We start from the raw sequence: 13,165 nt of genomic DNA on the forward strand, positions 1-13,165 counted from the left end.
ATGAACCACAAGCCGATCGTCGACCATCGCATCTACACCATCAAGCCACGCGGCATGGCCGAGTTCCTCGAGGTGTTCGACCGCCTGGCGATGCCGCTGCTGCTCAAGCACCTGGGCGCGCCGCTGGCGTTCTACACCAGCAGCATCGGCCCGCTGAATCAGGTGGTGCACCTGTGGGGCTACGACAGCCTGGGCGACTTCGAGAAACGCAGCTGCGCGCGCGACAGCGACCCCGAGTTCAACGAGTACCTGCAGGCCTCCAAGCACCTGATCGTTGCCCAGGAGACGCGGATCATCAAACCGGTGCGGTTCAGGGCGCTGGCGGGGCGCTGAGGCCTTCGTTATCCCCGCCCGTTTTTGGTTAAAGAGCGCGAGAAGGGACGGGGACAGTGCGAGGTCGTAAAAGCGACCCTTCCCCTTTGGCGACCCACATTGAGAGGTGACTGCTGTGAACAAAACGCAAACGCTGGACGTGCGTGAACTGATCGATAGCCGGCCGCTCGGCGGCTATCAGAAGTGGATCATCTTCCTCGGCTTCCTGATCATCGCCCTCGACGGTTTCGATGTGGCGATCATGGGCTTCATCGCCCCGCAGCTTAAGATGGACTGGGGCCTCAGCCCGCAGGCGCTGGGCCCGGTGCTGAGCGCCGCGCTGATTGGTTTGGCGGTCGGCGCATTGGTCGCCGGCCCCTTCGCCGACCGCTACGGGCGCAGGATAGTGCTGGTCTGCAGCGTGTTCTTCTTCGGCCTGTGGACGCTGGCCACGGCATTTTCCACCGATGTCAGCATGCTGGTCGCCTTGCGCTTCCTCACCGGCCTCGGCCTCGGTGCGGCGATGCCCAACGCCAGCACCCTGGTGTCGGAGTACGCGCCAGAGCGCAGCCGTTCGTTCCTGATCACCGTGGCCTTCTGCGGCTTTTCCCTGGGCGCCGCCGGCGGCGGCTTCCTCTCGGCGTGGATGATCCCCAACCTCGGTTGGCAGAGCGTGCTGGTGCTCGGTGGCGTGTTGCCGCTGATCGTCGCGCCGATCCTGTTGTTCAAGTTGCCGGAGTCGGTGAGCTTCCTGGTGGCGAAGAACGCGCCGGCCGAACGGGTGCGGCGCATCATCGAGCGCCTGGCGCCCGGCAGCACCAACGCCAACACCACCTTCACGCTACCCGAAGCGCCGGCGGTCAGCCGCAGTCCCGCGCGGATCGTGCTGTCGCCGCGCTATCGCTTCGGCACCCTGATGCTGTGGACGGGCTATTTTCTCTCGCTGTTCCTGGTCTACCTGTTCAGCAGCTGGCTGCCGACCTTGGTCAAGGAGGGCGGCGGCTACAGCGTCGCCGACGCCGCCATCGTCACCTCGATGTTCCAGATCGGCGGGCCGGTCGGTGCGCTGAGCGTGGGCTGGGCGATGGACCGCTGGAGCCGCTACCGGGTGATCATGCTGACCTTCCTGCTCGGCGGCGCGGTGATCTTCGCCATCGGCCACGTCATCCACGAGTTGGTCGTGCTCTGCGCCGTCGCCTGGGCGGTGGGCTTCTGTCTCAACGGCGCCAGCGTCGGCATGAACGCGCTGGCCGCCTGTTTCTACCCGACCGAGGCGCGCGCCACCGGCGCTAGCTGGATGAGTGGAGTGGGTCGCTTCGGCGCCATCCTCAGCGCCTTCGCCGGTGCGCAGATGATGACGCTGGACTGGTCGTTCGAGCAGATCTTCGCCGCCCTGGTGATCCCTGCCGGCCTGGCCGCGCTGGCGATCTACACCCAGTGTCGCCAGCACGCGCGCAGTTCCCAACGACAGGCGCTGCAGGTGTCGGCGCCCTGATTGACGCGGCGAAATCTTTTCCCAAAACGGCGCCGGTCTTTTTCGCATGACGCGTCCTCCATGTTGATGGAGGACAAGGGTGGATCAGCCACAACGAGCGGTGGTCGCAGTTCGACCCATTAGCTACCCTTCATTGGAGCACCTGAATCAGTACGAAAGGGACGTTTGCGTCCCTTGGTTTCAAAAGGTGAAACTTTCTCTCAACAACCGGCGAAGCCTCGACCGAACCCTCATTGGCGGTGTATGAGCCGGGCCAGGCTTCGACAGCAGGAAGAATCTCAGTGGGCTTGGGCAGCTCAACTCACTCAGCGCGACCAATTGTCCACCGAATGCATCAAGCGAGTGAATCGCCGGATTCCAGAGTGCGATGCCCAGTCCTGAGCGGGCGGCTTCGATTGCCAGGGCGTAGTCACCCATCACCCTGTCGGTGGGCTTGGAAGGCAGGCGTTTGCCGTGATGGATCATCCACGCTCGCCACAGTGTCGTGTCGCCGGTGTGTAGCAGCGCAGTTTCCTGTATCAAGGACAACAGCTGTTCATTGTTGGCGACGACTTCGGGTGACGCCACGGGGCAAAGCGACTCCTCGAATAGTGGCTCCTCGTCTCCGTCATTCCATTGCCCACGCCCGTATCTGATGGCCAGATCGACCTCGCCTGAGGAAAGGCTGGCATTGAGCGCTGAGGTGACCAGTTCGATACGTAAATCCTGAGTCGTACCTTCCAGTTTGGTCAGGCGCGGGATTAGCCAGAAACGCGCGAAAGATAACGTTGTGGCCAATTTGACGATGGGCAAGGTTTGGCCGACGGGTCGGGGCTGTCGCGCATGTTTGAGTTGTTCGAAGGCATGAGCGACTTTGGCCAGCGCGATTTGTCCCGTGGCCGTAACGGTGACACCGCGCGCATGGCGGTCGAACAAGGAGCATTGAAACCATTTTTCAGCCATTTCCACACGTCGGCTGATGGTCGCATGCGTAACTTCCAGTTCCGCTGCCGCAGCAGTGAAAGAACCGGTTCGGGCGGCGGCAAGGGCAGCTTGCAGGGCTTCGAAGGGAGGGAAAATATCGTCTGAGCTGTACGTCATATGCACAGCTTATGGATAAGTAGTGCTATAGGTCAACAGCTCGGGGTTTTCTATGCTGCGCTTCCTTATTCATTGAGATAGCAGCATGTCGTGTTTGAAAGCGCTCATTTCGCCATTGGTTTTCATCGCTCAAGTGGCAGGGCTTTGGGCGGGCAATGATTGTTATGCCGCCCCAAGCTTGGAAAGGCCAATCGTACGGGGTTACGAAGGGAATGGAGGCGTCACCGTTGAACTGGTCATGTCTGGCTCACCTGGAAAAGAATGGGCATTGCTCAGGATTCGAGGAACGGAAACGGGAGCGGGGGCCGTGGTACATCAAACAAGCGTTCAGCGCTCACCGGTTTCAACATCCTTTGTAGAAAGTATTAACGGGGTTTCACGGACAATTTTTGAGGTACGGATGCATCAGGGTTTTCTTGCGCGTCAAGACCAGGAGCCTTATGTGTTGGGAGAAAGCGCCCGCTTGGAAAGACTGAGTAATATCGGCCTGGAGCTACAGAGGTTTGGAACTGAAGAGTTTGCCGCTCATCAAGCTGGGACACAGACCGCGCTAACCGAAGATTTGACCGTAAACCGTCCTTGATCAAACGGCTCCTCTTGGCCGATCGGTGCCTGTAAAAGAAACTCCCTGCAAGACAGTCGGATCAGTGCCTTTAGCCTTCGTTTCTTTTTTCCCAATCTCACAGCCCTGCAAGTGTCCTTCCTGCGATGTAACCGAACGTCATGCCCGGCCCGAGGGTAATGCCACCGCTGGGGTAGAAACCGTTCATGATGCTGTTCATATCGTTACCCACGGCGAATAACCCGGGAATCGGCGCTTCGTTGTGGTCCAATGCCCGTGCACAGGCATCGGTATGCAGCCCGGCGAAGGTGCCGAGGCTGCCAGGCACCAGCTTCACGGCGTAGAACGGTCCTTGCCGCAGGCTGCCAAGGGATGGGTTGGGGCCATGGAGAATCTCCCCCTGGTTCTGGTTGTACAGCGACTCACCGCGCCGGAACTGCGGATCGCAGCCTTTCTCGGCATACTGATTGAACGTGTTGACCGTGGCTTCCAGTTGTTGCGCATCAATCCCGCATTGGCGCGCCAGTCCCGTCAGGGTCGGATCCTTGAACAGATAGCCCTTGCGAATATAGGACGCAGTCGGGAATGGAAAGGGTCTGGACCAGCCCAGGCCATAGCGCCGTTGGGCCCGGTGGTCGCAGATCAACCAGGACACCGGGGATTCTCCAGGTTGGCAGGCATCGAACAGTGCGCACATGTAGTCATGATAGGAGTCTGCCTCGTTGACGAAGCGTCGACCATCCTGACGCACCGCGAGAAAACCCGGTTTCGCCCGCTCCATCAAATGGGGGAAGCCACTGAAACCTCCGTCCTCTCGCGGCACGCGAGAGACGGGTGCCCAGGCAGCGGCATGGGGCAAGTCGGACGCAACGCGAGCGCCGACGCTTTCACCCAGGCGTAAACCATCACCGGTATTGCCTTTGGGCGCAGCGCTCAAGTGTCCGGCGCCATCCGGGGCATGGGCGAACTGCCGGGCAATCCGCTGTCGGTCATGGGGGAAACCGCCGCAGGCCATCACCACACCACGTCGTGCGCGGATGTCGATCAGGCGTGCGCTGCCCTCGATACGTGCGCCGACCACACGCTGATCCTCCTGCAGCAACAGCTGTACCGGCGAATCCGTCAGCAGGCGGACGTTACGGTCCAGTGCACTTTTCAGTAGCCGGGCGACCAATGCATTGCCGTTCACCAGGTGCATGCTCCTGCCGTGGCACATCAGGTCACGGGCATGGCGCAACAGGCGCTTGCCGGCATACAGCATTGAGGATGCAGATCGGCTCGCATTGAGAAAATGGTTGAGATCGGCGCCACCGGCAATACCCATTCCGGCAAGGCTGATGAGGTCCAGCGGACGCCGCAGCTTGTTGATCCAGGGACCCAGCCGACGACCATCGTACGGCAGGGCACAGAGCGAGCGACCACCCCTGGCATGTCCTTCGCTGGCATGAAAGTCAGGCATCCTGCTGCCGGAGAAAAACTGCACTTCGGTATGGTGCTGGAAAAATTCGACCATCTTCGGGCCTTGTTCGAGGAACATCTCCATGCGTGGGTCGAGCACATCACTGTGCAGTTCATTGCGCAGGTAGATCTTCGCCTGCTCAAGCTCTTCCACTATCCCCTCGGCGACCGCCAACGGGTTGCGGGGGATCCACAGCCAGCCCCCCGACCAGGCACTGGTGCCGCCGAGCACAGGCTCCTTTTCCACCACGATGACGTCGAGGCCAAGCTCGGCGCAGGTAATGGCACAGGCCAGGCCCGAGGCGCCGGAACCGATGACCAGGACATCGCAGGCAAGATTGTCGACCTCAGTCGACGGCAAGACGCTCATGGCGACCTCCGTTGTTGTTTTTTGGGTGGAGAGGGGCTGGCCGCTCCCCGGAGGAAGCGGCGCGACCGGACGACGGTTACTGCAACGGTGAAAAGTCGGTGGGTCGCAGCAGGCGCGACTCCAGCGTCACCACGGCGTCGAGTTCCTTGTTCTGCCGGGCAAAGTCCTGCCAGCGCGGATCGGCTGCCATGGCGTTGCGCCGGGCCATGCGATCGTCGAGGCTGGCGTAGGCCCAGACGTGCACCACTTGGTTGACCTCACCGATTTCGGTGGTGAAGAAGCCGACCAGGTTGCCCAGGTGCTCCTGCTGCACGGCCAATGCGGCGTTCTTGTACAGGGCCAGCCAGTCACCCAGGCGGGTCGGTTTAATCGTGTAGGTGCGCAGTTCGTAGTACATGCTGTTCTCCAGTGTGGGGTTGTTGGGTTGTGCTGCGGTCCAGACGAGCGGCGATATCACTGGCGGCGAGGTAACCGAAGGTGATGCCAGGGCCAAGGGTGATGCCGGGACCAGGGTAAGTGCCGTCCATGATTGAATTCATTTCGTTGCCGGCGGCGTACAGGCCGGGGATCGGTGCGCCGCTGCGGTCGAGCACGTTGGCCTCACCGTTGGTAACCAGTCCGCGGGCCGAGCCGAGGTCACCGGTACACAGGCGAATCGCGTAAAACGGCGGCTTGTGCAGCGGTTTCAGGCACGGGTTGGGTTTGTGGAGCGGGTCGCCCATGTAGCGGTTGTAGGCGCTGCTGCCTTTACCGAACTGACGATCGATGCCAAGGGCTGCATCGGCGTTGAACTGCGCCAGGGTCTGCTCCAGTGCAGTGGCATCGATGCCCGTGAGGAGGGCCAGTTCGGCGAGATTGTCTGCCTGCAGCAGATAACCGGCGTCGATCAATGCGCTGTTATCGACCGGTCGCGGACGAGCCAGGCCCATGCCGTATCGGTTCAACGCTTCGCTGTCACAGACCAGCCAGCAGGGCGCATTGGTGCCGCCGTTGGCGAACATTCCTTCGACGAAGCAGTGGTAGGAGTCCGACTCATTGACGAAACGTCGCCCGGCGCGGTTGACCGCGATCACGCCGGGTTTGGCCCGATCAGTCACCAGATGCGGAAAGCGCTCGAGGCTGCCGTCGGCTTTTCGCAGTACCGAAACCGGCGCCCAGAAGAAGTTCGCCGCGAGGTTGTCGCCGATGGCCGCGTTGACCGAAGCGGCCAATCGTTGTCCGTCACCTACATTGGCCGGTGGCGACATGCTCCAGTGTTCCGAGTCCGTTGCTGGCCGCTGTCCAGCGGCGTGGGCACCGGCCGCAAATCCGCCCATGGCCAACACCACACCCCCTTTGGCAAATACCTTGCGGGTTTGCCCGCGCCAGGTGATCTGCACACCCTTTACGGTGCCCTGCTCGACAAGCAGCGCTTCGGGGGCCGCCCGCAGCCACAAGTCAACGCCATTGGCAAAGGCGGTGGTTGCCAACCGTGCGATCAAGGCATTGCCCACGGTCAGGCGTGTGCCCCGTGGATGGTTGAGGCGATCCAGGGCATATCGGCCCATCAGTTTCAGGCAATGCCAGAGCGATTGCGGCGAGCGCTTGAAGCTGAGGAAGTGCTGGATGTCGACGCGATTGACCATCATGCCGCCGAACAGCAGCATGCCGTCCGGAGGTCGCTTCAGGTCCTTGAAGTGCTCACCCAGCTGGCGTCCGTCGTACTCATCGATTTCCAGGGCGCGCCCGGTTTGAGTGCCGCCGGGCAAGTCCGGGTAATAGTCGGGCGACAGAGGCCGCAGGCTGTATTTGAGCTCGCTGTGGGTCTCGAGAAACCGTAAGGCTTCGCGGCCATTGTCGATGAAGGAATCGATCAACTCAGGGTTGTAGCCGGCACCAATCACTTGCTTGAGATAGCAGCGCATTTGGTCGGCGCTCAGGTGATGCCCGGCGGCCCGGGCCTGATCGGTGTCGTGCAGCCAGATCGCGCCACCCGAGATCGCCGAGGTGCCGCCAAAGGCTTCGGTCTTTTCCACCAGCAAGACTTTGAGGCCGCGGCAAGAGGCGGTCACTGCCGCAGCGAAACCGGCGGCGCCGCTGCCCAGGACAATCACGTCGTAGGCCAGGTCCGAACCGGCAGGGAAGGGGGTAGTCATGTTCATTGTCTATCGCCTGTCGAAGACACGGCCGCAGGTTTGACCTGCAGCGGTGTGACGCCCATGAAGTGGCCGAGGTTGCCCAGCTGCGCCAGGGCCATTTCCGGGCCGGTCTGGATCAGGCAGCCACGGCTTTGGGCGAAGGCGAGAAACGGCGTAACGGCCGGTGAAGTCACGACATCGGCCACCAGCGTCGATGTTTGCAAGGTTTGCATCAGGGCGTGCGGCAACGGCAGCGGGCCTTCATCGCTGGTGGCGCCCATGCCGACCGGCGAGGCGTTCACCACCAGATCGAAGTGCTCCAGCGAGGCAGGGTTGGCGCTGATCACGATCTCGGGAAAGGCGTCGCGCAACAGTTCGCCGAGCATCTCGACGCGCTGCGCGCTCAAGTCGCTGATGACCAGATGACTGATCCCGGCCTGACACAGTGAGTAAGCAATCGCACTGCCGACTCCGCCGGTGCCGATCACCAACGCCTGCTTGTCCTGCGGATTGAAACCCTGCTGGCGCGCAGCACTGAGAAAACCTTCGCCGTCGACGATATCGCCCACCAGCCGGCCGTCGGTCTCGCGTCGAATCACGTTGACCGAGCCGAGCGCCGCCGAGCGCTCACTGACGCTGTCCAGGCGGCCGGCCAGTAGTTGTTTGTAGGGAACGGTAACCACGCAACCGCGCAGGTTTTGCCAGCCACGCAAGGTCTCGATGAAGTTCTGCAGGGCGGTCGGCGCAAGGTCGATGGCCAGCATGGCAACGTTTTGCTGGTGCTCATCAAACCAGCGGTTGAAGTTTTCCGGCGATTTCACCTGGCTAACAGGTGAGCCGACGATGGCGACCAGTTCAGTCGAACCCTGGATCATTTGATGCTCCCGCTTGTTGGCTGTGTTGTGGGGCCGATAGTGCAAGCGAGCAGGGAGATGGACAATCAAGGTGCTGGATGTTCAAGTTGATAATCGCATCATCAATGCGATAATCGCATTACATGCCTGAAAAAGAGTCGCAGCCATGAAGCAACCCACCATTCATCAACGGGATTTGATCGTTGGCCTGCAAAAGGGACTGGCGCTGTTGCAGCTGTTTTCCCAGGAACACCCGCGCCTGAGTGTGCCCGAGGTGGCGCGCATGGCTGACATGACCCAGAGCGCCGCCCGACGTTTTTTGCTGACCCTGGTGCATGACGATTTCGCGCAGACCGATGGTCGCTTTTACTGGCTGACCGCCAAGACCTTGCGCATCGGCCAGGCCTATGTCGATTCGGCCGTGTTGCCGCGCATGCTGCGGCCGATCGTCGAGCAGGTGGCGCGAACCACTCAGGAGCATGTGTCGGTGGGTATTCGCGACGGGGATGACATCGTGCATGTGGTGCGCAGCCGCTACAGCCACATCACCTCGATGTCTATTCGGCCGGGCTCACGTGTGCCGATGTATTGCACCGGCAGTGGCCGGCTATGGCTGGCGAGCCTGTCGACGCAGGCGCTCGACGCATATTTCGCACGCAACCCGCCACAGGCCATCACGCCTTACACCCTCACCGACGAAAACCGGATCCGCGCCGAAATCGCCTTGGCGGCGCAGCGTGGCTACGTGCTGGTGGATCAGGAATATGAAGTGGGCATGCGGGTGCTGAGCGTGCCGTTGATTGATCGGGAAGGGCAGTTGCAAGCCACCTTGACGCTCACGACTCATGCGTCGCGAATGACCGTCGAGCAGATGCGCGAACGTTACCTGTCGGCATTGTATGAAGGTCAGGCACTGCTACGGCCGATCATGACGCTGTAGGCATGGGAGATGACTATCAGGCTTGCCTGGCGAATTGCGTCGACCCTCCCATAGAGTTCTTGTGACGGTCAACCGGGGCTGTCATTGGATCGGTTGCCGCTTCTCTTGACTGGCTGTTCCCGACCCAGGCTGTGTGAAAACGCACTAAATACGTCGAAAACTGAAAGTTGCGAGGGTTGCCTATGGAATCAGCGGGCGGAAGCGCGAATCAGCTTAGTCAGTGACATAGAAGTTAGTAGCCGTTTGGGCCGCGTCAGCGGCCCAAACGGCTACTAACGGCTGAGCAAACGGCTGGATTCACGCCCTGATCGCCTCAAGCAGTCCTGCGATGCCGAAGATGCTCATCATTCGTTTGAGGTTGTAGGCGAGCACATGAAGGCTCATCTCAGTGCTCACCCTCGGCAGGGTTTTGGTCAGGAAGTGGGTACTTCCCATCCAGTACTTGAGCGTTCCAAAAGGATGTTCAACGGTCTGTCGACGAACCCTCATCTCGTTCTAACAAGTGGCGTACTTTCTTTGTGAGACGGTAAAGGTGGGAGGGAGAGGGTGGTCCTGTACCTCTTCAAGTACCCTTCGATGTATTCGTCCCGCACACTGACTTTTGCCGCCTTATTGCCTTTACCCACGACGTTGAACCACCAATTCTCGCCGTCATACTCGAACGAACCCATCGTCGGTTTCCAGTTGTCCCGACCGACGAGATCAGAGATTCGGAGATAAAGAGAGAAGAGGGTGGCCACAATGAATAGCGTTCGCTCGTGCCTAGGATCCTCGGTGGCCATGACTTCCGCGGTCTCCATTACATAATTCCACTGGAGCGGAGTCAGCGCCTTGCCCGAGCTGATCACAGTGTTGCGCTGCTTGAAGTTGGATTTTTGTTTGACGGACCGAATGGGGTTGGCGTCAGCGGTCAGGCCTTCGTCGATGGTGTACTGAAAAAAACTGCCACAAACAGCAAACACCTGGCCCATCGAGCCAGCAGACATTTTGTAGGCTGTTTCATCTAAATCTGTACTGTTCTCCGCAGCGACTTTGCGAATTTGCTTATCGATTTTGACGTTAAAGGGCCGCCAATTGTCGTTGATGATGTAGGTGTCAGTTTCAGCAGCCTTACGACCTCCCACCCGGGTAAATCTCGATTTGACTATAGGACCGATCCACTCAGGACGAGGCTGTAAGCAAAACTCCAGGAAGCTCTCACAATCATGGCGTTTGAGTTCGAGCAGCGGTTTTTTGGCGATCAGAAGAGACCACAGCAGAAGACGTTCAACATGGGTGCGGTATGAGTTGAACGTGGCTTCATTGTTTGAGTAGGATTTTAGAAATCCGCGAACCGCCATGTAACCATCTTGAGCCTTCAATTCTGACGGAAAGGAGAACAGATACTGAGTGACAAGAGGCAGTTCAGCAGTCACACGACTAAAGTTCAGGTTTCGAAAACGGTTGTACGCTTCAAATAAGGGCATTGGAGTTGTGGCCATGTAAACACCGGATAAGAGACTGAACAACGTGCCTCGATGATAGGTAGCGTCGGCAGACCTGCAATAACCGAGTCTGCGCGTTATCGGATATTACAGCTCTATCTTTTCAATCTGACCGTTAGGTATTCGCTCGATGGATACCTCGACAGCCTAAAGCGTCTCTGTTCCTTTGCTGTAGTATCGGTCTAGAGTTTGGGCAAGTGATGCATGGCGGAGATCTCTCTGAAGATGTCTATGATCCCTAAATTCTGCGGCGGTCATTGCCCCCGTTTCGCGGAGCCAAGCTACAGAAGCTGCGCGGAGGGAAGCACATTATCCAATCACTGGCAGGGCACTGATTAAAAGCCATAAAATCTTTAATATCACCGACATTCAAGCTCAATGAAGATTTTTTCGCGTAGATCCAACTCCAGAGAAGTAAACGCTCAATAAAATTTCTATAGTTTCCAAACGTCTTAGGCTCTACACAGCGCGCTAATAAAAAGGCGCGAGCATGCGTGTAATCTAGCTCGACATCAATTGAAGACTGGAAAATATCAAAATACTGTCGAACCGACGGATACCTACCGTAGAAATTTGACAATGGAATTTCGAGAGAGGCTTTGTCATCAAAATTGGGCGAGGCTGAAAGCTAACTCTCACTTAGGAATACTCCACATATAACGGAATAAGGAAATCCTGTGAATGAGCCGGAGGTCTGGCGGCACTCACAGGCTCATCGAAACGGTAAATGCGTAATTCAAATTAGTCAATTAATTGATATCAACCCCAGGCAATCCTAGGATATTTCCACTGATCATCGATTACTTTTGGAAGACTATCAGATGGATTATCCCAGCAAAGAAATCTCCAAAAAACGTGAAATTTCTTACTATTATGACGCTCATAGTGCAGTTACTCATCAGAAAAAAGTGGAGTGCATAGCTGTTAATCAGTGGAATTGCTCATTATTGGGTGGAAAAAGCGATGTTTAGGGGGGTATTGAGTGGATAAATCTCAGTTCAATTCCAGCGATTAACGACCTATGACGACCACGTAATCGCTAGCTACGAACATAACAGAATGAAAATGTTAGATTTTCCTCGCCTCGATAGAATTTCATTTAATTTTGATCGGTCACAGCTGCCGACATAAGCGGGGGAACCACCTAATACACGATTTAACATAATATACATTATGCGTACCGAAAGGTATTCCACACAGGGCGTCTCCAAGGTACATTTCAAACCCCGGAACATCCCTCGACCACATCCCTCGACCACATCCCTCAGGATTGTCCCTCATGCATGAAGCAGCCCATCAGATCATCGATCTCTACGACCGTCACGCTCAAACGTGGGATCGTGTTCGCTCGCGGCGCCTGGTCGAACAATCCTGGCTGGATCGTTTTCGTCAGGCCATGCCTGTCGTGGCTGGTGATGTCCTCGACATCGGCTGTGGCTGTGCCGAACCCATGGCTGCTTACTTGATCGGCGCGGGACACGCCGTGTGTGGCATTGATTCGTCCATGGCGATGATCACCTTGTGTGAGCAACGTTTCCCGCAGCAGGATTGGCATGTGGCCGACATGCGCGACTTGGCGCTTGATCGGCGTTACGCGGGCATTCTGGCGTGGGACAGTTTCTTTCACCTGACGCCTGAGGATCAGCGTCGAATGTTCCCGATTTTCCAGGCTCATGCTCAGCCTGGTGCTGCATTGATGTTTACCAGCGGGACGGCCCATGGCATTGCGTTGGGCAGCTTCGAAGGTGAAACGCTTTATCACGCCAGCCTGGACCACCATGAATATGTTGCGCTGCTCGATGCCCATGGTTTTAGCGTCGTTGAGCAAGTATCGGAAGATCCGGATTGTGGTGGGCATACAATCTGGCTTGCTGTTTTCGGTTAGAAACGTCCCTTTGCCCTGCACGCCAATATCAAAAACCTTATAACTCAATTAAACGTCTATTTAGTTGAGTTAAGTTTAGGCTGATATCGCTATTCGCTGGTCCCCACCTGCGCCAGTCCAGGTACTGGCTGCCAACTGTTGTTTCGTCCATGCCCCGTACGCCACTGCCACCCGACCCTTTGCCAGCACCCTCCTCCTCGCCTCGCTGCCATCCGGCCGGCAGTCCAGCCATTGCCAAGCACACAAGAACACGAGCGGTCAGTCTAGTGATTCTGTCGGCTTCGACTAAATGAGGCCTGAACATGAGTGATGTTAACGCGCCAGATCTCTTGGCATCCGCAACCGGATCGGCAACCTGACGCTGAACCGCCCGGCTGCCTTGGAAGATGATCCGCAGATTCTCGCCGTGGTCCTTCGTGGCAGCGGTATTGGATCCGAAATTAGACGAAGTAAACGGAAAAAGTTACAGATTGGACTAAACCTAACGCTAGGCATATCCCATGCAGTCTCGAGCGTGTGACCTGTGCGCCAGCCAAATCGCGCGTAAATGCCGGGTGATTGGACGCTTCTGAGGGGAATCTCGACAGTGTATTTCGAGGGTTCGCAAA

At 58.0% G+C, this 13,165-nt stretch carries 10 protein-coding genes and 2 pseudogenes; 5 read left to right on the forward strand and 7 right to left on the reverse strand.

The genetic code is table 11. The annotated features are described in order from the left end of the window. Positions 1-333: an NIPSNAP family protein gene (locus ACYP2Q_RS02640; RefSeq protein ID WP_459729042.1), complete on the forward strand. Its 333-nt coding sequence runs from the start codon at positions 1-3 to the stop codon at positions 331-333. A gap of 115 nt (positions 334-448) precedes the next feature. After that, positions 449-1,807, forward strand: coding sequence for an MFS transporter (locus ACYP2Q_RS02645; RefSeq protein ID WP_459729043.1), 1,359 nt, complete (start codon positions 449-451; stop codon positions 1,805-1,807). 180 nt (positions 1,808-1,987) lie between these two features. On the opposite strand, the gene ACYP2Q_RS02650 is transcribed toward ACYP2Q_RS02645, so the two are convergent. Continuing rightward, positions 1,988-2,887, reverse strand: coding sequence for a LysR substrate-binding domain-containing protein (locus ACYP2Q_RS02650; protein ID WP_459729044.1), 900 nt, complete (start codon positions 2,885-2,887; stop codon positions 1,988-1,990). An 85-nt stretch (positions 2,888-2,972) separates the two neighbouring features. Between ACYP2Q_RS02650 and ACYP2Q_RS02655 the strand changes: the two genes are divergently transcribed. Further along, positions 2,973-3,470: a hypothetical protein gene (locus tag ACYP2Q_RS02655; protein WP_459729045.1), complete on the forward strand. Its 498-nt coding sequence runs from the start codon at positions 2,973-2,975 to the stop codon at positions 3,468-3,470. Positions 3,471-3,567: 97 nt separating this feature from the next. On the opposite strand, the gene ACYP2Q_RS02660 is transcribed toward ACYP2Q_RS02655, so the two are convergent. The 4 genes from ACYP2Q_RS02660 to ACYP2Q_RS02675 form a co-directional block, all read right to left on the reverse strand. Further along, positions 3,568-5,277: an FAD-dependent oxidoreductase gene (locus ACYP2Q_RS02660; protein ID WP_459729046.1), complete on the reverse strand. Its 1,710-nt coding sequence runs from the start codon at positions 5,275-5,277 to the stop codon at positions 3,568-3,570. A 76-nt stretch (positions 5,278-5,353) separates the two neighbouring features. Next, on the reverse strand, positions 5,354-5,674 hold the full coding sequence (locus tag ACYP2Q_RS02665) for an NIPSNAP family protein (protein ID WP_419710100.1): 321 nt from the start codon (positions 5,672-5,674) through the stop codon (positions 5,354-5,356). Further along, positions 5,643-7,418 carry an FAD-dependent oxidoreductase gene (locus ACYP2Q_RS02670; RefSeq protein ID WP_459729047.1) on the reverse strand — a complete coding sequence of 592 codons (1,776 nt, stop codon included), beginning with the start codon at positions 7,416-7,418 and terminating at the stop codon, positions 5,643-5,645. The genes ACYP2Q_RS02665 and ACYP2Q_RS02670 overlap by 32 nt, the downstream gene beginning before the upstream one ends. Further along, positions 7,415-8,269 (reverse strand): shikimate dehydrogenase family protein, encoded by an 855-nt coding sequence (locus ACYP2Q_RS02675; RefSeq protein ID WP_459729048.1) that lies wholly within the window; start codon positions 8,267-8,269, stop codon positions 7,415-7,417. The genes ACYP2Q_RS02670 and ACYP2Q_RS02675 overlap by 4 nt, the downstream gene beginning before the upstream one ends. A 145-nt stretch (positions 8,270-8,414) precedes the next feature. Here ACYP2Q_RS02675 and ACYP2Q_RS02680 point away from each other — a divergent pair, with 145 nt between their 5' ends. Beyond that, positions 8,415-9,188, forward strand: a complete 774-nt coding sequence (locus tag ACYP2Q_RS02680) for an IclR family transcriptional regulator domain-containing protein (RefSeq protein WP_459729049.1) — start codon at positions 8,415-8,417, stop codon at positions 9,186-9,188. A gap of 297 nt (positions 9,189-9,485) precedes the next feature. Here ACYP2Q_RS02680 and ACYP2Q_RS02685 read toward each other — a convergent pair. Together ACYP2Q_RS02685 and ACYP2Q_RS02690 are read right to left on the reverse strand one after the other, a co-directional pair. Then, positions 9,486-9,677: pseudogene (locus ACYP2Q_RS02685) on the reverse strand (transposase); the annotation flags it as partial. Between the two features lie 2 nt (positions 9,678-9,679). Next, a pseudogene (locus ACYP2Q_RS02690) lies at positions 9,680-10,669 on the reverse strand (site-specific integrase); the annotation flags it as partial. 1,282 nt (positions 10,670-11,951) lie between these two features. Here ACYP2Q_RS02690 and ACYP2Q_RS02695 point away from each other — a divergent pair. Then, on the forward strand, positions 11,952-12,557 hold the full coding sequence (locus ACYP2Q_RS02695; protein WP_459729050.1) for a class I SAM-dependent DNA methyltransferase: 606 nt from the start codon (positions 11,952-11,954) through the stop codon (positions 12,555-12,557). Positions 12,558-13,165 lie beyond the last annotated feature (608 nt).

It is taken from the genome of Pseudomonas sp. MHK4 (assembly GCF_054600775.1).